The following is a 20,140-nucleotide window of genomic DNA, read 5'->3' as shown; positions in this document are numbered from 1 at the left end:
GCGCTGGTCCGGCTGGCGGAACTTTTAGCTCAGTTCGCAGCGGATATGCGTCAAAATCAGTGCTGGATCAAGGAATTTTCAGCCCGTTCCATCGCCGGCACGCGGTAGTTACTGCCGCAGCGCAGCGGAGATGGCGTCGAGGCCGCCGCGCAATTCGGCTTCCGTCGGCCAGCCGAAGCCGACGCGGAAGAAGCGCTTCTCCATCTCGAACCAGTGGCCGGGTCCGACATAGGTGCCATGGTTTTCCAGCAGGTCCGTATAGAACCGGTCGAGGTCGAAGCCGGGTTCGACATTGAGGCGCGGGAAGCCTACGACGCCGCCTTCGGGCGGCACCCAGTCGACCAGTGGTTCGCGGTCGATCCAGGCCTGGACAATGTCGCGACGCCCCGCCATTTCGGGCAGCAGCGTCGCCAGGAAGGCGTCCCGGCGTTCGAGCATGCCCCGCGCAATGCCTTCGTCTATGACGCTGCCGCAAATGCCGATCTGCTCCTTGGCGGCGAGGAATTTCTCCTGAAGCCCAGCGTCCCTGGTGATCAGCCAGCCGATGCGGATGCCGGGAATGCCGAAGGCCTTGGACAATGACGAGACGCTGATCGCCTTCGGGCTCAGCGAGGCAGCCGTCGGCAGGCGCCGGCCGTAGGAGAGGTCGCGATAGGTTTCGTCGACGAGCAGATGGCAGTTGTTGCTTTCGGCAAGCGCCACCAGGGCATCGAGCTCGGCTCGGCTCATCATCGTGCCGGTCGGGTTGTGCGGGCAGGTGACGCTGATCAGCTTCGTGTCCGGCCGCAGCGCCGCCTTGACGCGTTCGACATCGATGGCGAAGCCTTCCTCGAAGGCCAGGTCGACAAAGCTGATGGCGCAGCCGATCGCCCTTGGGGTTTCGATGTTGGTGGCGTAGTTGGGCCTGATGACGACGAGATGGTCATTGGCCGACAAGAGCGAGGTCGAGATGATGAACAGCGCGCCCGCGGCTCCGGCGGTGACCAGGACATCATCCGGCGAAATGCCGGCATCCTGCGCCGATATCAGTGCACGCAATTGCTTGTCGCCGCGATGCTCGCCATAGAAAAGCGTGAGATCAGGCAGCGACAGGCCGATGTCGGAGAGCTTCTGGTCGGCGATCGAACTCTCCGAAAGATTGTAGCGGATACGGTCGTAGCCGTATTCTTCCGGCGCCTCTTTCTCGATCACCATCCTGGTGTAGTTCATGGCTTCCCCCCAAAGACCTTGCCCGGTCCATCCAAGCCACAAAAACATGAAGCCTGCCAAGGCGGATTCGCCGGCAGGCTTCTGTTCCAGTCGTCCTAACTGTTGGCTCAGGACTGAACGTTCAGGCCGAGGCCTTGGCCTTCCTGCCCTTGGCGGGTGCCTTCACGGGGGCAGCCTTGCGGCCGAGGCCGATCGACTTCGCCAGCAGCGAACGCGAGGCCGCGTAGTTGGGGGCGACCATCGGATAGTCCGACGGCAAGCCCCATTTGGCGCGATAGGCGTCCGGCGTCAGGCCGAAATGCACGCCCAGGTGACGCTTCAGCGATTTGAACTTCTTGCCGTCCTCGAGGCAGATGATGAAATCGGGCGTCACCGACTTCTTGGGATTGACCGCCGGGACCAGCGGGGCAGCCACCGGGACCGCAGGCTTGCCGAGCCCGCTTATCGAGGCGCTGACGCTTGCGATGAGGTCGGCCAGGCCGGAGACGGGCAGGCGGTTCTTCTCGACGTAAGCGGACACGATGTGGGCGGTCAGTTCGAGCAGATCGATGTCTTTACGGGCACTGTTGCTATCGTCGGTCACTCTATTTCTCCGTCTACAGCGAATGACCTGAAAATCGGATTCGACTTCCGGAAAGGATCATGCGCGAAATCAAAATGCTATGGCGTCCTTCGTGCGTCCACGGAACGAATGACGTTGTTGTAGCGCGGAATTCCTAGTCGGCAAATCTGCGTATTGCAACGACTTGATGGCAGATCACACGTTATTTTGAACAACTATATTAAACAATAACAGTATCAGACTATCAGCGCCTTGTCGCGCCACAAACGAAACCCGCCTTCGAAGGCGCGTGTGTTGTCGCCGCGCCTGGAGTCGGCGGGCAATTCATCGAGCTTGTCGACGTTGCCGCCGCCAATCACGACATAGTCCGGCTGCATGGCGGCACGGAGCCGGTCGACGACGTCGAAGACGTATTTGCGCCATTTCTTCTTGCCGCGCTTTTCCAGGCCGCGTTCGCCGACATAATCCTCGAAACTTCTGCCCTTCCTGTAGGGCAGATGCGCGAGTTCCATCGGTTGGGCGACGTTGTCGGCAATCATCGCCGCACCGAGACCGGTGCCGAGCCCGAGGAACAGCATGCGCCCGCCCTCGTAGCTGCCGATGGCCTGCATCAGCGCGTCATTGACCACTTTCACCGGTTTGCCGAACGCAGCCGCGAAGTCGAATCCAGCCCAGCCCTTGCCGAGATTGGCGGGGTCGGCGAGCGGCCTGTTGTGGTTGACCGGCCCGGGATAGCCCATCGAGACGACGTCGTAGGACAGGCCTTCGGCGAGCTTGTTGACCGTATCGATCATCTGCTGCGGCGTCAGGCCCGGCCCCGAATCGGCGCGGCGCTCCGCGCCGCCGGCGCTGGTGAGGATCTTGACGTGCGAGCCGCCGATGTCGATCGTGAGCACGATCTTTTCAGTATCCGGCGTCTCGGTGCCCGATGCCGGTTGCTTCACTGCCTTGGCCATCGTGTGGTCCTCTCACTTCACCGGATCGATCCAGCCATTGGGCGGTCCGAACCCGGCCATGACGTCCGCGGGTCCCCATGTGAGCGGCTCGTAGAGGTGCGGCGGCGTGGTGTCGCCAAGCACCGGGCCGACGATGCGCCAGGCCAGTTCGCTGGCGTCCTGGCGGGTGAACAGCTGACCGTTGCCGTTCATGGCATCACCGATCAACCGCTCGTAGGGCGGCATGTCGCTTTTGCTGTCGTCGAGCGCCGTCAGTTCGACCTGCTCGCCGATCATGTCGTCGCCCGGCGCCTTGCGCTGTGCGCCGATGGCGATCACCACCTGCGGATCGATGCGGAAGCGGACGTAGTTCTGGTCGGCGGGCTTGATCGGGTCGAAGACATCGAGCGGCGGCCGCTTCAGCCGCACCACCACTTCGGTGACATGCACCGGCATGTTCTTGCCGGCGCGGATGAAGAACGGCACGTCCTGCCAGCGCCAGGTGTCGACGAAGAAACGCACCGCCGCGAAGGTCTCGACCGGCGAGTTCGGCGCCACGCCCGGTTCGGCGAGATAGCCGGTGAACTGGCCGCGCACGACATCGTCTTTGGTCAGCGTCCTGATCGCGCGCAGCACCTGCACCTTCTCATCGATCAGATCATCGGCGGAGCGGCCGACAGGCGGCTCCATGGCAAGCAGCAACAGGATGTTGAGCAGATGGTTCTCGATGACGTCCCTGATGCAGCCGACATCGTCATAGAAGCGGCCACGTCCCTCGACGCCGAAATCCTCGGCCATGGTGATCTGCACGCTCTCGACGTAGTTGCGGTTCCAGATCGGCTCCAGGAAGGAATTGGCGAAGCGGAAATAAAGCAGGTTCTGGATCGCTTCCTTGCCCAGATAATGGTCGATACGGAAGATCGACTGTTCGTCGAACACCAGATGCAGGACGCGGTTCAGCCAGCGCGCCGATTGCAGGTCGTGGCCGAAGGGTTTTTCCACCATCAGCCGCGCGCCATGCGCGGTGCCTGATTGCTCCAGCCCCTGGACGACGGTCTCGAACATGGTCGGCGGCACCGCCATGTAGTGCAGCGGCCGCTGTGCGGTGCCGAGCGCGCTCTTCAGTTTCTCGAACGTCGCTCCGTCGCGGTAGTCGCCGCTGACATAGCGCAGCAGCGAGGCAAATTTGGCGAACGCCTTTTCGTCGATCTTGCCGAGCGCATTGACGATGCCGTCGCGGGCGCGCGCCTGCAATTGCTTGAGGTCCCAGGCATCGAAGGCGACGCCGATCACCGGTTCGGTAAGCGTGCCCTTGGCGACCATCTGGTAAAGGGCTGGAAATATCTTCTTGTGGGCAAGGTCGCCGGTTGCCCCGAAGAGCACCAGCGTGTCGGACCGTTCCTGGCTCATGCGCGCGTCTCCCCCGCTGTCGTCACTTGCCGGCCTTCGGCTTCTCGACATGGCCGCCAAAGGCATAGCGCATGGCGGAGAGCAGCTTGTCGGCGAATTCGGATTCGCCCTGCGAGGAGAAGCGGTCGAACAGCGCCGAGGACAGCACCGGAGCCGGCACGCCGGTGTCGATCGCCGCCTTCAGCGTCCAGCGGCCTTCGCCGGAATCCGAGACGCGGCCGCCGAAATTCACCAGGCCCGGATCGCTTTTCAAGGCGCCGGCCGTCAGGTCGAGCAGCCAGGAGCCGATAACGCTGCCATGCCGCCAGACCTCGGCCACCTGGGGAAGGTCGATGTCGAACTGGTAGTATTGCGGGTTTTCCAGCGGACTGGTCTCGGCGTCCGCCGTCCGTTGCCGCTTGCCGGCATTGGCCGACTTCAGGATGTTCATGCCTTCGGCATAGGCGGCCATGACGCCATATTCGATGCCGTTGTGCACCATCTTGACGAAGTGGCCGGCGCCGCTCGGTCCGCAATGCAGATAGCCGAAGGGCGCGGTGCCGGCATCCCCAGGCGGATTGGAGCCGGCATCGGCGCCCGGCGCCAGCGTGGCGAAGATCGAATCGAGGTGCTGCACCGCCACGTCGGGGCCGCCGATCATCAGGCAGTAGCCACGGTCCAGGCCCCAGACGCCGCCACTGGTGCCGACATCGACAAGATGGATACCCTTGCCGGCCAGTTTCGCCGCCTGGTCGACGGCGTCGTGGTAATAGGAATTGCCGCCGTCGATGACGATGTCGCCGGGCTCCATCAAGGCCGCCACCTGGTCGATGATCCTGCCGGTGATCGCGGCCGGCAGCATCAGCCACACGCAGCGCGGCTTGGCCAGCTTGCCGACGAATTCTTCCAGCGAGGCCGCCCCTGACGCGCCGTCGGTCACCAGGGCCGCGACGCTGGCCGGGTTGATGTCGTAGACGACGCATTCGTGGCCGTCGCGCATCAGGCGCCGGACCATGTTGGCGCCCATCCGGCCCAGTCCCATCATTCCGATCTGCATGGTTTCGTCCCTGTTTCCTAGGAGATTTATGGGGTTTATCGAGGGAAGGTCTACTGGCTATGATCTACTGGCCATCTTGGTCGCCCGATATGACGGAGAAGTCGACATTCTCCCAATCGCCGGTCCCGGGCCAGAAAAAAGTGAAGAGCAGCGTGCTTCCCTCGGGGAGGCTTGCCGCAGGCAGATCGGCAAGATGGATGCCGAAGGCGTTCTCTACCGTATGGCTGTCATGGGCGGTCGCCCAGTTGTCGGTGCTCCAGTGGACTGTAGCCGGGTCCAACACTTCGACGCGCAACGTCTTGCCGGCTGGGACCGTGCGGATCTTGTTGTTGAACCGCCAGGTTCTGAACAGGGATACGGTCTTGTCCTCGATATAGCGCTTGACGCCTTGCGGCGGCATGTCGAAGACCGCGCCGTCGCGCAGCGAGCGCAACAGCTTGATATGCTCCGAATGGGCCCAGACCAGCGGCATGGCGCTGCCCGAGGGGCGGCCGTGCAGCAGTTCGCGCTCCGGCATATCGGCGCCGTCCCAGACCTGCTCCGGCAACAGGCCGCCTGGGCCCGCGGACCTTTCAAGCGTCGCCAGCAGGCTGGCCGCGCTTTCCTTGCGCCCCGCTGCCAACTCATAGTGGGCGCGTTCGCCGGCCAGCAGCGGCCAGGGGCGACCCTGGCCGGTGCCATCGAAAGGTGCGCCATCTTCATGCTCGCCGTAGCCATCGCCGTTGTAGCGGTACCAGAGCGGCCCTTGCGGCAGATCGCAGCGCAACTGCGCGTCGATGACCTTGACCGTGTTGACGATGCGCGGGTCGTCAGCCGCCCGCAGGCCGAAGCGGACAAGTGCCAGTGCATCCGGGCTGATGATCTCCTTGGCGGGCCGATCCGTGTCGCCGGGCGGCCGGTTCTTGATCGGAACATAGCCGTCCTTCGGCGAGCCGGCCTCGGCGCTGTCGGGCGGCGCGATGCGGACATAGTAGCCGTCGACGCCGACTTGACTGCAGATCGCCGTGCCGGTGACGTAGGTCCAGCGCTCGACCTGGTCGTTCCAGACGTCTGACGTCTCGCGCAGATAGGTCGCGGCGTCTGTCTTGCCGCAGGCGTCGAGCAGGTCTGCCGCGGCAAGCAGTGCGGCGATTTCGACCGCCAGCGTGAACGGGCTGTAGCCTGCATCCTCTTCCCAGCGGTCCTCGCCGGTGACCGGCCCGTTGCGCACGACATAGCCGGCGGCGTTCTCGATCATCGGTAGGAAGGCCATGAGCCTGGCGCGCGGCAAATGGCCGGCGCGGTGCAAGGCATCGGCCAGCAGCAGCGGAAAGGCGCATTCGTCCATCTGGATGCCGGGCCAATAGGCCGATCCGTCGAGCCAGGCGTTCTGCGGCCAATGGCCGTCCGGTTGCTGGATGGAGCCGAGGTAATCGAGGATTTGCAGGGCCGAGGCAGCATCGCCGGCAGCAAGAAAGCCGCCGGCCGTCTCGACCAGATCGCGCGGCCAGACCAGATGGTAGCCGCCGAGGTCGTCATCACCCTTGTTGAAGCCCCACGGGATCGACAGGCTGGCGACCGCGGCGCCCGGCGTCGCGATCGACCGGTGCGTCGCCAGTACCGCCGTCGAGACGCGATAGAAGTTGATCCCGGGCACCGCGCGCCGGTCGTCCAGCGGCAGCAAGCCCTTTTGCCAATTGCGCCAGTTCTGGAGGTAGGATTTCGCCGCGGGTTCAAAACCCTGCTTCAGGCTGGCGAAAGCATGTTGCGCGGCCTCCTCAGGCGTCGCTCCAAACCCCAGCGCCAGCAAGGCCTTGGTCTCGGTGGCGGAAAAGCCGATCTCGCCCGTCAGCGCGACATTGCCGTCCTCGGCCCGCTGGTATGCCGCGTCGAGCTCACCTGTGTTGTGGAGTTGCTGCCAGCCGTCGGAAAAGCCGACATAGCCGGCCGAACCGGTTCGCCAGGGCAGCGACGAGGCCAGAGCCAGGCAAGAGCCGCGCCCCGAGGCGAACAGCACGGGCTTTCCCTCGTGCTCGCCGACCCAGGCGGTGTTGCCCATGCCGGCATTGACCAGATGCGGCGCCAGAAGCGCGTAGACGCGGTAGTCGCCGGGCATCCCTTTCTGCGCCGTGAAGGTGATTTCCTGCAGCAGTGCGGGGCGCGCCGGGTCGGCGAGGATGCGCTTTTCGATCCGCCAGGCGCCGTCATCAGCCGTGTTGACCAGCCTGTAGGCGGGCACGCCGTCCTCGAACGGTTCGATCGTATGCGCGGCATCGCGTTTCTCTTCCGAGAAATAGCCGCCAGGGCCGGTGACGATCAGGCCGAGGTCGCGGGTGCAGGCGCTGTCGACGCGCGGATAGTAGATTTCGTTGAGGATGCCGTGGCTGATCGTGAACCAGATCCGGCCGGCCGGCGAAAGCGACGTTCCGACGCCACTCTTGGCGCTTGATGTCCAGCGCGCCGGGATTCCCGGGGCGCCCGGAGCAACGTTTTGCGTCACTGGCATTCTGTTCGGTCTCCTAGACTCCTCCCTAGACCAGGACGCGAACCCTTTACAATCATTGCACCGCAAGTTGATCGGGCGGGCCAATGGCAGGGCAACGAATTCGGGCTGACGGGTTTCTTCGGAGCCTTCGCCTGCGCATGGCTGACGGAGCATCAAACGAAAAACCCGCCTGTGCGGCGGGTCACTGGCGCAAATCAGCACCATAGGCAAAAATGTATCATAGCTGAGGGCAGGGAGTCAAGAAAAAATTCCTATGGCAACGGCTCCGTCGTTGACAGCGGCGGCGGCATGCGTCCACTATTTCGCGGCACGGGAGGATCGTGAAAGCAATGGCGGAAGTGTCCCTGGTCCTGATCGACCGGCTGCTGGCGATATCGCGGGCGCTTGCCGGCCATATCGATCCCGGCACGGCGTTCCGCGCGACCGCCATCGAGATCGGCACGCTCATTCCGCACGACCATATCGATCTGGCTGTGCTGTCTCACGATGGGCGCATGCATGCCTGCTACGAAGCCGGTTTCCACACCAGCTGGAGCGAGCTCGCCCAGCATCCGGTGGAAGGCAGTCCGATTCGCTTCGTGTTGTGGGGCAAGACGCCTTACCTGTTGTCGGACAACGCGCTTGTCGACGACCGTTTTCATTTTGCCGGCGCTTTCGACGAGCCGATTTTCGCGGCCAAGCTGCGCAGCCGCATCATCGTGCCGCTCAGGGCGCGCGGTAGCGTCATCGGCGCGCTCAATATCAGTCGGCACGAAATCGGCTGCTACACGCTTGCCGATGTCGCGGTCGCCCAGCAATGCGCCGATCTGATCGCGCCCTATATCTTCGCGCTGATCCAGACCGAGGAGGCGCGCCGCGCCATGCTGGCCGAGAGCGAGGCGCGCAACCGCGTCGAACTGCTGCGGGTCGGCGCCTCGCAATTGACCGAGGGCATGGAGCGCGAACGCCGCCGCATGGCGATGGACCTGCACGACCAGACGCTTGCCGATCTCGCCCGCATCGCGCGCCAGCTTTCGGCCTTGCGCGGCCAGGGCGTGGCGCGGGCCGCGCAGCTTGCTGACCTCGAGCAGGAGGTCGCCGGCTGCCTGACGGAACTGCGCCACATCGTCGACGCCATGCGGCCGAGCGTGCTTGAACTGTTCGGCCTGCGCGATGCGGTCGAAGCGCATCTCAACCGCAGTGTCAGCAAGGCCAAGCCGCCGATCGCCGTGCGCATCGCCGACACCAGCGACGGCGGCGCCGACAGTTTGCCGGAGCCTGTCCGCACCGCGCTCTACCGGATCGTGCAGGAAGCGATCAACAATGCCGTTCGCCATGCCGCGCCGCACCGCATCGACGTGCTGCTGGCGTCGACCGCGAGCGTGCTGCGGGTGATCGTGACGGATGACGGCCAGGGCTGCGGCGCCGTCGACCCGGCCGCATATGGCGGCATCGGCCATATGCACACGCGGGCAGCCCTTATCGGGGCGCGGCTGCGCATCGGCCAGGCCGGCCGCAAGAACGGCGGCACACGTGTCGTCGTCGAGATCGACCGCCAGCCGTCGCGAGAATTGGCGGCTGCAGCAGTTCCTGGCGAGTTCGCCGTATCGGAGGCCATGTGATGCTTGTGATGATCGCCGAGAATGACGGGCTGCACCGTAGCTTCGCGCGGCGGACGGTGGAGCAGTTGTGGCCCGGCGACGTCGAGGTGATCGAAGCGAGCGACGGCGAGGACGCCATCAACCTGGCGACTGAGCGCGAGCCATTGCATGTCGTGCTCGATTTGCAGATGCCGAAGGCGACGGGAATCGAAGTTGCCAAGGCGATCTGGAACCGCCGCGCCGGCACACACATCCTGTTCTGGTCGAATTTCGCCGACGAAGCCTATGTACGCGGCGTGGCGCGCATCGTGCCGCCCGGCTCGGTCTATGGCTATGTGTTGAAGTCAGCGACGGAGGAGGGCATGCGGTCCGCCTTGCGCGGGGTTTTCCGCGATGGCCACTGCATCATCGACCGCGAGATCCGCGGCATCCAGCACCGCGTGCAGGACAAGTTCGAGGGCATCACCGACGGCGAATATGAGAGCCTGATCGACATCGCGCTCGGCCTCACCGACCGGGCGATCGCGGCACGTCGCGGCCTGTCGATCCGTGGTGCGCAGAGCCGCATCAAGCATGTCTATGACAAGCTCGGCATCATGCCAGCGGAGGACGGCGCCGGCGATGCTTCCGTGTTCAACTCGCGGACGCGGGCGATCTATCTCGCCATGGCGCGCGGCCTGATCAACATCGACGCACTGCGCCGCGAACAGGACCGGCTCGATGACTGGTTGGCAGAGCACTGAAACAGCGGCGGCCCCAAGCCGGAACATCGGAAGGTCCGGCGCATTGCTAGTGAACGCCAACTCAATGCCTGTGGACTCGAAGTGCGACCCTTATTTGCAGATTTATGGCACCTGGTGCGCGAAAGCGTCGTCGGTTTCATCGACGACAATGCGCTTAGCCATGGTGCGGCGATGGCCTTTTATGCCGCCACCTCACTGGCGCCGATCTTGCTGATCGTGGTGGCGATTGCTGGTCTCGTCTTCGGCCACGATGCCGCACAATTGGCCTTGTCCGCGCAGATATCAGGGCTGATGGGACCGGAAAGCGCCGATCTCCTCAAGACGGCCCTGGAAAATGCATCCGGCAGGCTGTACGGCACCTGGGCCGCAATCATAGGGCTGATCACCTTGCTGGTGGCCGCGTCTGGCGTCTTCGGCGAAATGCAGCAGTCGTTGAACACAATCTGGAAGATCGAACCGCAAGGCAACTCCCTGTCGCGTCTGGTGCGGGCGCGGGCCGCCAGTCTGGGGCTGGTGGCCGCACTCGGGTTCCTGTTGCTGGTCTCTCTCATCGCAAGCGCCGCGATTTCGGCACTGGGCGCTTTCATCAACGCCCATCTGCCGTTCGGAACGATCATACTCAGCGGGATCAACGGCGTCGTTTCGTTTGCACTTATCTCCGTGATGTTTGCCGCCATCTACAAGGTTTTACCCGACCGAACGCTGGAATGGCGCGATGTCGCAATTGGCGCTGTCGGGACCGCGGCCCTGTTCACATTGGGAAAATCGCTCATCGGCTGGTATATCGGCACCAGCGCGATTGCGTCTTCGTATGGCGCCGCCGGCGGCCTGCTCGTCATACTGCTCTGGGTTTACTACTCGTCGGAAATTTTCCTTCTCGGTGCCGAGTTCACGCGGGCCTATTCCGTTCGGCACGGCAGCCGGTCCGATCTGAAAACCTTGGTTCACAGCCCTTTACCCGCGCAGCACGACTCGGCTCGAACACAGCAGGAGTCCAACGCTGCAGGCGTGGTCGTGCTCGTGGCTGTGGCGTGCGCGAGCGCAACCTTGACCGCGCTTTTGCGGAGTGGTCGCCGGCCCTGATCTGACGTCGTCGCTATCCCGTGCTCGATAGGCACGGCCGACTGTGCAAACGCACAGTCGGCCGTGCGCTTTGACCCGTATCGGCTCGTCGGTACGGCGCCTACGCTCTGCCCCAACAAGAAGACTGTATCGGGAAGCGCTCATGCCATTCGTCACCATGCGGAGTAGCACGGCTGTTCGCGCCGGGAGCCGATGATGTCGGTGTCGGCGCGTGCGCGCCATTCCGGCTTCGACGACGTCGTCGGCAATGCGACCATCGAGACGCTGGCGAGCGGCTTCGGCTTTCTCGAAGGGCCGGTCTGGCATCCCTACGAGAAATGGCTGGTCTTCTCCGACATTCCGGAAAGCCGGATGTATCGCCGCAGTGCCGAAGGCGAGATCGAGCTGTTCCGCGAGCCGAGCCACAAGGCCAATGGCAACACGCTGGACCGCCAGGGGCGGCTGGTCACCTGCGAGCACGCAACAAGCCGCGTGACCCGCGCCGAGCCCAACGGCAGCGCGGCGGTGCTTGCCACGCACCACCAGGGCAAGCAGCTCAACAGCCCGAACGACATCGTCGTCGCCACCGGCGGATCTATCTACTTCACCGATCCGGGCTATGGCCGGAAGGAATTCTATGGCGTGCCACGCCCGCAGGACCTGCCGTTCCAGGGCATCTACCGCATCGATGGCGACGGCGCCCGGCTGACATTGCTGGCCGACGATTTCGGGCAGCCGAACGGGCTTTGCTTTTCGCTGGACGAGTCGCGGCTGTTCATCAACGACACCGAACGCGGGCACATCAGGGTGTTCGGTGTCGAAGCCAATGGCGACCTCAATGGCGGCGCGGTGTGGGCAGTAACCGAGGGCGAGGGACCGGGAGCGCCCGACGGCATGAAGATCGACAGCCGCGGCAACCTTTACTGCACCGGACCCGGCGGCATCCACATTTTCGACGCGTCGGGCGCCATTCTTGGCGTCATCCGGACGCCGGAAGATTGCGCGAATTTCACCTTCGGTGACGACGATTTGCAAAGCCTCTACATTACCGCGTCGACGTCGCTGTACCGGCTCAGGGTTCGCGTGCCGGGATTGAGACTGTTTTGAGCTCGCGACAATCCGTGCTCAAATCAGAGTTGGGAGTGAGGCCGGGGTCAAAGCCGGTGGGAATGCAGCAGTCAACACATCTGGGAGGATAACGACATGAAGAAACTGTTCGTTCTGGGAGCCTTGGCGGCAATGCTCGCCTCGGGCACGGCGCTGGCCGACACCAGCGGCAAGAAGATCGCTTTTTCCAACAATTATGCCGGCAATTCCTGGCGGCAGGCGATGCTCGACAGCTATGGCATCGTCACCAAGAAGGCGGTCGCCGACAAGGTGGTCGGCGCGGCCGACATCTTCACCACCGCCGACAAGGAAGTGCCGACGCAGGCGGCGCAGGTGCAGAACCTGATCCTGCAGGGCTATGACGCGATCGTCATCAACGCGGCCTCGCCGGATGCGCTCAACGGCGCCATCAAACAGGCCTGCGATGCCGGCATTGTCGTCGTCTCCTTCGACGGCACCGTGACCGAGCCTTGCGCCTATCGCGTCGTCGTCGACTTCAAGGACATGGGCAAGCAGGAAATCGAGCAGATGGCCAAGTTCCAGCCCAAGGGCGGCAATCTGCTTGAAATCCGCGGCCTTGCCGGGACCTCGATCGACGATGCCATCCATGCCGGCATCCTCGAAGGCGTCGCCGCCCATCCCGAGTTCAAGATCGTCGGTTCGGTGACCGGCGACTGGGACCAGACGACGGCGCAGAAGGCGGTGGCGACCATCCTGCCGTCGCTGCCCGACATCGTCGGCGTCGTCGATCAGGGCGGTGATGGTTACGGCGCGGCCCAGGCCTTCGCCGCTGCCGGCAAGCCGCGCCCGACCATCATCATGGGCAACCGCCAGGACGAGCTGCAGTGGTGGAAGGAGCAGAAGGACAAGGACGGCTACCAGACCTGGTCGGCTTCGATCGCGCCCGGCGTGTCGTCGCTCGCCTTCTGGGTGGCACAGCAGGTGCTCGACGGCCGCACCGACATTCCGCACGATCTGCTGGTGCCGTATCTGGCCTTCACACAGGACGATTTCGAGGCCGAGCTGCCGAAGATCCCCAAGGGCGGCGTCGCCAGCCACGAATACACGCAGGAAGACGCGATCGCGGCCATCAAAGCCAACATCAAGTGAATGTCGGCCAAGCGTTGCCGTCCGTACAGCCAAGCGAGTATCGTTGAGCATGCCTGAAGGGAACGCTGACATCATCAGACTGAACGGCGCCGAAAAGCATTTCGGCGCCGTTCGCGCACTGGGCGGCGTGGATTTCCATGTCGGCCCCGGCGAATGCGTCGGTCTTGTCGGCCATAATGGCGCCGGCAAATCGACACTGATGCACATGGTGGCGGGCACGCTGGTGCCCGACAGCGGGCAGATCGGCGTGCATGGCGACACCGAGGACAATTACTCGGTGTCGCGCGCGCAGCAACTCGGCATACGCTGCGTCTTCCAGGAACTGTCGCTATGCCCCAATCTCAGCGTCGCCGAGAACACGCGCATCAACCACGCTTCGCTGCGTGGCTTCGGCTGGCGGCGCAAGGCGGCCGAGCTGATCGCCGCCAAGCTCGACGAGATCTTTCCGGGCCACAGCATCTCGGCGTCCGACATTGTCGGCGACCTGTCGATCGGCCGACGCCAGATGGTGGAGGTGGCGCGGGCCTTCACCGTCACCCAGGATCGTCTCGACCTCGTCATCCTCGACGAGCCGACCTCGTCGCTCGACGCGCATACGGCGGGCCAATTGCTGGCCTTCATGCGCCGTTTCGTTGCCGGCGGCAAAAGCTGCATCCTGATCTCGCATGTGCTGGGCGAGGTGCTGCGCAACGCCGACCGCATCGTGGTGATGCGCGACGGCAAGGTGGTTGTCGCTGACGCCGCCAGCGCCTTCGACCGCGACCGGCTGGTGACGGCGATGGGCGGCGCGGAAGCGCGCCAGAAGATCGCGGCGCAAATCGCTGCCGCCAAGCCCGCCGCCAGTCCGCTGCGGGTCCGGGCGCGGCCCGCCGCGCAGAAGGACGGCACCGACCTTGTCGCCTGCGCCGGTGAGATCATCGGCCTTGCCGGTCTGGCGGGACACGGCCAGACCGATCTGCTGCTGGCGATCTTCACTGCTGCATCGCGCGCCCGGGCCGGTATCGAGGTGACCGCACCGGTGGCGCTGGTCGCCGGCGACCGCCAGTCGGACGGCATCTTTCCGCAATGGTCGATTGCCGAGAACATCGGCATCCGCTCGCTGGCGCGGCTGCGCAGCGGGCTGCTGATCTCGCCGCAGCGCGAGGCCGAGCTCGCTGCATTCTGGCAGAAGAAGATCGGCATCCGCACGCCTGACATGAACAACAACATTTTCTCGCTGTCGGGCGGCAACCAGCAGAAGGCGCTGTTTGCGCGTGCGCTCGGCTCTGACGCGCAGATCGTGCTGATGGACGACCCGATGCGCGGCGTCGACATCGGCACCAAACTGGAGGTCTATGACCTCGTGCGCGAAGAGGCTGCCCGAGGCCGCACCTTCCTCTGGTACACCACGGAAACCGAAGAGCTCGACAATTGCGACCACATCTATGTCTTCAAGAACGGCCGCATCGTCGCCAATCTGCGCCGCGACGAGTTGACCGAAGAGAAGATCATCCAGTCCTCCTTCGGCGATGCGGCCTGAGATGACGGCCGCCAGCCTCGACACCGCTGCCAGGACGTCCGCCGAGCGTGGCGCGCTGGCCCGTGCCCGTCTGTTGCGCGGGCTGCTGCCGGCGCTGTCGCTGGCGCTGGTGCTGCTCGCCATCGCCTGGCTCAACCCGCGCGCCATCAGCTATTTCGGCTTCAGCCTGATGCTCAACCTGGCGATCCCGATCGCGCTGGCGACCATCGCGCAGATGTTCGTTATCGCCGGAAACGAGCTCGACCTGTCGATCGGCACCTTCGTCGGCTTCGTCGGCTGCGTCACGGCGACCTGGCTGAAGGACGCGCCGCTCATCGGCGCCGTCATCCTGCTCGGATCGATCGGTGTCTATGCGCTGCTCGGCGCGCTGATCCATCTGCGCAATTTGCCTTCCATCGTGGTGACGCTGGGCATGAGCTTCGTCTGGCAGGGGCTGGCGATTCTCGTTTTGCCCAAACCGGGCGGCAAGGCGCCGGACTGGCTGCTCGGGTTGATGGCCTTCAAGCCGCCTTTCATTCCTTTCCCGATCGTCGCCGCGCTGCTGATCGGCCTCATCGTTCATTTCGGCCTGATGCGCACCTCCTATGGCGTGATCCTGCGCGGGTCCGGCGGCAATCCGGCGGCGCTTGGCCGCGCCGGCTGGTCGTTGCTCCGAACCAAGATCGTGCTGTTTGCGCTGGCCGGCCTGTTCGGCGTGCTGTCGGGCATGGCGCTGATCGGCATCACCACCTCGGCCGATGCCAATATCGGCAATGGCTACACGCTGCTGGCGATCGCCGGCGTCATCCTCGGCGGCGGCGAATTCGTCGGCGGCCGGGTGTCGCCGATAGGTGCTGTGATCGGCGCGCTGACGCTGGCGCTGGCGGCCTCGCCGCTGCTCACCTTCATGCACATCCCGCCCGACTGGCAGGTTGCCGCCAACGGCGCCATCCTGATCATCGTACTGGCGGCCCGCGTCCTGATCAGCCGCAGGGAGAGGTAGCAATGGCCGCGTTGAAACCACTGCTCGCCAAACCCTGGATCTGGTCGTTCATTGGCGCGCTTCTGGTGTGGCTGGCGACAATCGCCTTCACCGGCGGTTATGGCGCCGGCGGCATGGTGACGGCGGCCCTGTCGCTGGCGGTGTTCACCGTCATTGTCGGCGTCGGCCAGATGTTCGTCATCACGCTCGGCCCGGGCAATGTCGACCTGTCGCTGCCAGCCAATATCGGCCTTGCCAGTGCCGTTGCGATGAAAGTTATGGACGGCAACGATTCCATGATCGCGGTCGGGCTGCTGGCGGCGCTCGCCTGCGGCGCTACGGTCGGCGCTGTCAACTACCTGCTGATCTGGGCGCTACGCATTCCCCCGATCATCGCCACTCTGTCGGCCAGCTTCATCATCCAGTCGATCGACATCAGCTATGGGCGCGGGCTGCAGATCAAGCCGCCGCCGGGCTTCGCCGATTTCGCCAACTGGCAGATACTGGGCGTTCCGGTGCTGGCAATCCTCACCGTGCTGTTCACCATCGGTGCGGCCATCGCGCTGCAGCGTATGATCTATGGCCGCTCGGTGCTGGCGATCGGCCAGAATATCCGCGCCGCCTGGCTCGCCGGCGTCAATGTCGGCCGCATCCGCTTCCTCACCTACACGCTATCGGGCGCGCTCGGCGGCATCGACGGCGCGCTGCTCGCCGGCTATTTCCGCGGCGCCAATGTCGATATCGGCAATGAATATCTGCTGGCCTCGATCGCCGTCGTCGTCATCGGCGGCACGTCGGTCGCCGGCGGCAAGGCCAACGTGCCCGGCGTCTGGGGCGCGGCGCTGTTCCTGGTGCTGCTTTTGACCATGCTCAACACGTTTGGGGTGAGTGCCGGGGTGCGATTGCTGCTGACGGGACTGATCATTGTCGGGGTGATCACGGCGGCGGGCGGGCAGAAGGCGCCGCGCTAATCTACACCTTCGTCATCCCAGAGAGGCCTGTAATCATTGTGCCAGGCCGACATCCGGTTCCAATCGGCGTCATAGCGCTGTAAATCCCGTTCGCGCGGCCACGGCCGCTGAATAGCGCTGGGAGGTTTGCGTGTCCGATTTTGTGAAGGTCAGCCGTGACGGCGACGTCGCCGTCGTCACCATCGACAATCCGCCGGTCAACGCGCTGAGCTTCCATGTCCGCGAACCGCTGATGCAGGCGCTGGTCGAATTGCGCGACGATGCAGCGGTTGCCGCCATCGTCATTGCATGCGCCGGCCGGACCTTTGTCGCCGGCGCCGACATCACCGAGTTCGGCAAGCCGATGCAGCAGCCCGAACTGCGCGCCATCGTGGCGACGCTGGAAACCATCGCCAAGCCAACGCTAGCCGCCATCCACGGCACCGCGCTCGGTGGCGGCCTGGAACTGGCGCTCGGTTGCCATTTCCGCGTTGCCGATGCCGGCGCCAAGCTCGGCCTGCCGGAAGTCAAGCTCGGCCTGTTGCCGGGCGGCGGCGGCACGGTGCGGCTGCCGCGCCTTGTCGGCGCGACGAAGGCGCTCAGGATGATCGTCTCCGGCACGCCGATCGGCGCGACCGAGGCGCATGAAGCCGGTCTCGTCGACGCCGTCTTCGAAGGCGATCTGACCACGCATGCCGTGAACTTCGCTGGGGAAATAGCCCGCAAGGGTGGCCCCTTCACGCCGGTGCGTGATCGCAATCAGGGACTCAAGGAGACCGACCTGGCGGCTTTCGACGCCGAGGCTGCGGATCTTGCCAGGAAAGCGCGCGGGCTCGAGGCGCCGATCGCCTGCGCGCAGTCGGTGCGCAATGCCGTCACGCTGCCCTTCGATGCGGCGCTGGCGGCGGAGCGTGCGCTATTCGTCAAGCTGGTCGCCAGCGACCAATCGCGGGCGCAGCGGCATTTGTTCTTCGCCGAACGTGAGGCGACAAAGCTTCCCGGAAAAGACATCGTCAAGCGCAGGATCGCCCGCGTCGGCATTATCGGCGCCGGCACGATGGGCGGCGGCATCGCCATGGCTTTCGCCAATGGCGGCTACTCCGTGACGTTGCTGGAAACCAATCACGAGGCCTTGCAACGCGGCTTGGCGACGATCGACAGGAACTACTCGGTCTCCGTCACGCGCCGTTCGCTCAGCGACGATGCCAAGCGCGAGCGGCTCGCCCTGTTCAAGGCCTCCACCGACTATGCCGATCTCGCCGATTGCGACCTGATCGTCGAGGCGGTGTTCGAGGACATGGCGGTCAAGAAGGAGGTGTTCGGCAAGCTCGAAGCCGTGGCCAAACCGGGCGCGATCCTGGCCACCAACACCTCCTATCTCGACATCAACGAAATCGCCGCCTCGACCTCGCGGCCGCAGGACGTGCTCGGCCTGCATTTCTTCTCGCCGGCCAATGTCATGAAGCTCTTGGAGATCGTGCGCGCCGACAAGACCGCGCCGGATGCGCTGGCGACGTCAGTCGACCTAGCGCGGCGGATCGGCAAGGTGGCCGTCGTCGTCGGCGTCTGTCACGGCTTCGTCGGCAACCGCATGCTGGCCGCGCGCGGCTCGGAATCGGAAGCGCTTCTTCTGGAAGGCGCGACGCCCAGCCAGATCGACCAGGTATTCACCGATTTCGGCTGGCCGATGGGACCGTTCCAGATGGGCGATCTGGCCGGTCTCGATATTGGCTGGCGCAACCGCAAGGCGCGTGGCCTGTCGGCCGTGATCGCCGACACGCTGTGCGAGCAAGGACGTTTCGGCCAGAAGACCGGCCGGGGTTTTTATCTCTACGAGGCTGGCGCGCGCACGCCAGTGCCGGATCCCGAGGTTGAAGCGCTGATCCTCGACAAGGCCGCCGAGAACGGCATCGCGCCGCGTGCAATCAGTGCGGAGGAAATCATAGAGCGCACGCTTTACCCCCTGATCAACGAGGGCGCCAAGATCCTTGAGGAAGGCATAGCGGCCCGCGCGTCCGACATCGATGTCGTCTGGGTCAATGGCTACGGCTTTCCCATCGGCAAGGGCGGACCGATGTTCTGGGCTGGCCTTGAAGGCCCGGCCAGGATCATCGAGCGGCTCGAATACTGGCATCAGCGGACGGGCAAGGATGTGTTCAAGCCGGCGCCGTTGCTGAAGCGGATGGCTGAGACCGGGTCGTGGGAAGCCGGCTCGGCGGCCTGATCGAGGGCCATGGGCAAGCGGTCAAGGCGACAGTTTCCAACTTGTGGCGGAGACGATCAATTGTGGAGGTTGGCGCCGCCCCTCATCGCCCTGCCGGGCACTTCTCCCCGTATAGTGACGGGGAGAAGGGGGCTGGCCGCAACCTTGGCGCTCCTCTTGCGACGCTGACGATTGGCGAAATCGGCGACGAGCACCCCTCTCCCCGTCACTATACGGGGAGAGGATGCCGGCAGGCAGGTGAGGGGCGGCGCCAACGCCCGGAAAAGGGGTGATAGGCCTTCGAACCAGAAGCATTTGCCCGGCAAGCAGTAGCAGGGCTGGAGAATCTATCTTATCCGCGCGTCGATGATCTCGACGAAGCGCGCGAACAGACCGGCCTGCGACTTGATCTTGAGCTTGCGGTAGATGTTGCGGCGATGGACCTTCACGGTTCCCGGCACGATGCGCATGGCCCTGGCGATCGACTCCGTCGAATGCCCTTGCAGCACCAGGTCGACGACATGCTTTTCGCGCGGCGTCAGCGACAGGCTCTGCCAAATGTGGGCGCGGTCGAACTCGTTGACCGGAGGGGTCGTCTCGTCTCGCTTCGCCTCTGCCGGTTCGTCGGCCGGAAGGGTGGGCCAGCGCAGCCTGGCGAAGCTGATCACCGCCGGCGCCATGTCGCGCAGCAATCTGGCATCGGCGGTGCCGAACGGGCCTGAGGCGCGCAGCCGCATCAGTGAGAGCACCAGCGCATCCTTGCCCGGCAGTGGCACGAAGAAGCCGACCTCCTCGGCCAGCCTGGTCTGGCTGTAGTAGGAGCGGAAATACTCGCTGGCATAGAAGCGGTCCGGCGCCAGTTCGCGCATGCGCCAGAAACCTTCCTTGCGCTCGACCGCCGCGTGGTGGAACGGGTCGAGCAGATAGGGTCCCTCCTGATAGAGCGCGACGAAGACGTGGCTTTCGGCCGGCGAGAAGGTTTCGAACAGCAGCGGCGGGCGCGCCGCGCCGCGATAGCCGAACACCACGCAGTGGTCGAAGCTGAGGTGCTGCCGCAGCCAATCGACCAGCGCCTGGCCAAAGAGGTCGCCGCTGGTCTCCCGCGTCGCTGCGACGAGCGTGGCGAGCTGGCTGTATTCGTCGCTGCGGGACAATTTATACCCCCTTAAACGAGAAAATAGACCAGATATACCACCTCAGAGGTATATACTAGCCGCCATTGGCTCTGGTAGCGTCCCGATATTGCCCTGTTGCTGGAGCCATCAGCC

General features: G+C 64.5%; 16 protein-coding genes. 9 read left to right on the top strand and 7 right to left on the bottom strand.

Annotated features, from left to right (window positions below):
• Positions 1-108 precede the first annotated feature (108 nt).
• The 6 genes from MESCI2_RS0115470 to MESCI2_RS0115445 form a co-directional block, all read right to left on the bottom strand.
• Positions 109-1,209, bottom strand: a complete 1,101-nt coding sequence (locus tag MESCI2_RS0115470) for a pyridoxal phosphate-dependent aminotransferase (RefSeq protein ID WP_027037384.1) — start codon at positions 1,207-1,209, stop codon at positions 109-111.
• A gap of 121 nt (positions 1,210-1,330) precedes the next feature.
• The gene (locus MESCI2_RS0115465) at positions 1,331-1,792 is read right to left on the bottom strand and encodes a MucR family transcriptional regulator (protein ID WP_027037383.1); all 462 of its coding nucleotides are present in this window, start codon (positions 1,790-1,792) and stop codon (positions 1,331-1,333) included.
• A 215-nt stretch (positions 1,793-2,007) separates the two neighbouring features.
• Complete coding sequence (locus MESCI2_RS0115460) at positions 2,008-2,727, bottom strand: ROK family protein (protein WP_027037382.1); 720 nt, start codon at positions 2,725-2,727, stop codon at positions 2,008-2,010.
• A 12-nt stretch (positions 2,728-2,739) separates the two neighbouring features.
• Entirely contained in the window at positions 2,740-4,116 is a 1,377-nt protein-coding gene (gene zwf / locus MESCI2_RS0115455; protein ID WP_023811218.1) for a glucose-6-phosphate dehydrogenase, read from the bottom strand.
• 22 nt (positions 4,117-4,138) lie between these two features.
• Positions 4,139-5,152: a phosphogluconate dehydrogenase (NAD(+)-dependent, decarboxylating) gene (gnd, locus tag MESCI2_RS0115450; protein ID WP_027037381.1), complete on the bottom strand. Its 1,014-nt coding sequence runs from the start codon at positions 5,150-5,152 to the stop codon at positions 4,139-4,141.
• A 64-nt stretch (positions 5,153-5,216) separates the two neighbouring features.
• Positions 5,217-7,637, bottom strand: coding sequence for a glucan 1,4-alpha-glucosidase (locus MESCI2_RS0115445; protein ID WP_027037380.1), 2,421 nt, complete (start codon positions 7,635-7,637; stop codon positions 5,217-5,219).
• Positions 7,638-7,966: 329 nt separating this feature from the next.
• Between MESCI2_RS0115445 and MESCI2_RS0115440 the strand changes: the two genes are divergently transcribed.
• From MESCI2_RS0115440 to MESCI2_RS0115400, 9 genes are all read left to right on the top strand, one after another.
• On the top strand, positions 7,967-9,238 hold the full coding sequence (locus MESCI2_RS0115440) for a GAF domain-containing sensor histidine kinase (protein ID WP_027037379.1): 1,272 nt from the start codon (positions 7,967-7,969) through the stop codon (positions 9,236-9,238).
• Positions 9,238-9,960: a response regulator transcription factor gene (locus MESCI2_RS0115435; protein ID WP_027037378.1), complete on the top strand. Its 723-nt coding sequence runs from the start codon at positions 9,238-9,240 to the stop codon at positions 9,958-9,960. The genes MESCI2_RS0115440 and MESCI2_RS0115435 overlap by 1 nt, the downstream gene beginning before the upstream one ends.
• Before the next feature lie 114 nt (positions 9,961-10,074).
• Positions 10,075-11,043: a YihY/virulence factor BrkB family protein gene (locus tag MESCI2_RS0115430; protein ID WP_245270347.1), complete on the top strand. Its 969-nt coding sequence runs from the start codon at positions 10,075-10,077 to the stop codon at positions 11,041-11,043.
• A 192-nt stretch (positions 11,044-11,235) separates the two neighbouring features.
• Positions 11,236-12,129 carry an SMP-30/gluconolactonase/LRE family protein gene (locus MESCI2_RS0115425; protein WP_245270345.1) on the top strand — a complete coding sequence of 298 codons (894 nt, stop codon included), beginning with the start codon at positions 11,236-11,238 and terminating at the stop codon, positions 12,127-12,129.
• A gap of 96 nt (positions 12,130-12,225) precedes the next feature.
• A complete protein-coding gene (locus tag MESCI2_RS0115420) occupies positions 12,226-13,239 on the top strand; it encodes an ABC transporter substrate-binding protein (RefSeq protein ID WP_027037375.1) in 1,014 nt (337 codons plus the stop codon).
• Between the two features lie 49 nt (positions 13,240-13,288).
• Positions 13,289-14,758: a sugar ABC transporter ATP-binding protein gene (locus MESCI2_RS0115415; protein WP_027037374.1), complete on the top strand. Its 1,470-nt coding sequence runs from the start codon at positions 13,289-13,291 to the stop codon at positions 14,756-14,758.
• 1 nt (position 14,759) lies between these two features.
• Positions 14,760-15,740, top strand: coding sequence for an ABC transporter permease (locus MESCI2_RS0115410; RefSeq protein WP_027037373.1), 981 nt, complete (start codon positions 14,760-14,762; stop codon positions 15,738-15,740).
• Between the two features lie 2 nt (positions 15,741-15,742).
• Complete coding sequence (locus MESCI2_RS0115405; protein WP_027037372.1) at positions 15,743-16,690, top strand: ABC transporter permease; 948 nt, start codon at positions 15,743-15,745, stop codon at positions 16,688-16,690.
• A 130-nt stretch (positions 16,691-16,820) separates the two neighbouring features.
• The gene (locus MESCI2_RS0115400) at positions 16,821-18,893 is read left to right on the top strand and encodes a 3-hydroxyacyl-CoA dehydrogenase NAD-binding domain-containing protein (protein WP_027037371.1); all 2,073 of its coding nucleotides are present in this window, start codon (positions 16,821-16,823) and stop codon (positions 18,891-18,893) included.
• Positions 18,894-19,219: 326 nt separating this feature from the next.
• Here the strand turns inward: MESCI2_RS0115400 and MESCI2_RS0115395 are convergent, their stop codons facing one another.
• Complete coding sequence (locus MESCI2_RS0115395) at positions 19,220-20,026, bottom strand: helix-turn-helix transcriptional regulator (RefSeq protein ID WP_027037370.1); 807 nt, start codon at positions 20,024-20,026, stop codon at positions 19,220-19,222.
• Positions 20,027-20,140: the final 114 nt, after the last annotated feature.

The sequence above is a fragment of the Mesorhizobium ciceri WSM4083 genome (assembly GCF_000519305.1).
GTDB lineage: Bacteria > Pseudomonadota > Alphaproteobacteria > Rhizobiales > Rhizobiaceae > Mesorhizobium > Mesorhizobium ciceri_B.
The sequence above is the reverse complement of the archived record's forward strand: the minus strand, read 5'-3'. Positions and strand labels throughout refer to the sequence as shown.

Bases quoted from the DNA above. Each gene is read 5' to 3' on its own strand.
- MESCI2_RS0115435 (WP_027037378.1), top strand. From the start codon at position 9,238: ATGCTTGTGATGATCGCCGAGAATGACGGGCTGCACCGTAGCTTCGCG.
- MESCI2_RS0115445 (WP_027037380.1), bottom strand. From the start codon at position 7,637: ATGCCAGTGACGCAAAACGTTGCTCCGGGCGCCCCGGGAATCCCGGCG.
- MESCI2_RS0115440 (WP_027037379.1), top strand. From the start codon at position 7,967: ATGGCGGAAGTGTCCCTGGTCCTGATCGACCGGCTGCTGGCGATATCG.
- MESCI2_RS0115470 (WP_027037384.1), bottom strand. From the start codon at position 1,209: ATGAACTACACCAGGATGGTGATCGAGAAAGAGGCGCCGGAAGAATAC.
- MESCI2_RS0115405 (WP_027037372.1), top strand. From the start codon at position 15,743: ATGGCCGCGTTGAAACCACTGCTCGCCAAACCCTGGATCTGGTCGTTC.
- MESCI2_RS0115425 (WP_245270345.1), top strand. From the start codon at position 11,236: ATGATGTCGGTGTCGGCGCGTGCGCGCCATTCCGGCTTCGACGACGTC.
- MESCI2_RS0115460 (WP_027037382.1), bottom strand. From the start codon at position 2,727: ATGGCCAAGGCAGTGAAGCAACCGGCATCGGGCACCGAGACGCCGGAT.
- gnd (WP_027037381.1), bottom strand. From the start codon at position 5,152: ATGCAGATCGGAATGATGGGACTGGGCCGGATGGGCGCCAACATGGTC.
- zwf (WP_023811218.1), bottom strand. From the start codon at position 4,116: ATGAGCCAGGAACGGTCCGACACGCTGGTGCTCTTCGGGGCAACCGGC.
- MESCI2_RS0115420 (WP_027037375.1), top strand. From the start codon at position 12,226: ATGAAGAAACTGTTCGTTCTGGGAGCCTTGGCGGCAATGCTCGCCTCG.
- MESCI2_RS0115410 (WP_027037373.1), top strand. From the start codon at position 14,760: ATGACGGCCGCCAGCCTCGACACCGCTGCCAGGACGTCCGCCGAGCGT.
- MESCI2_RS0115415 (WP_027037374.1), top strand. From the start codon at position 13,289: ATGCCTGAAGGGAACGCTGACATCATCAGACTGAACGGCGCCGAAAAG.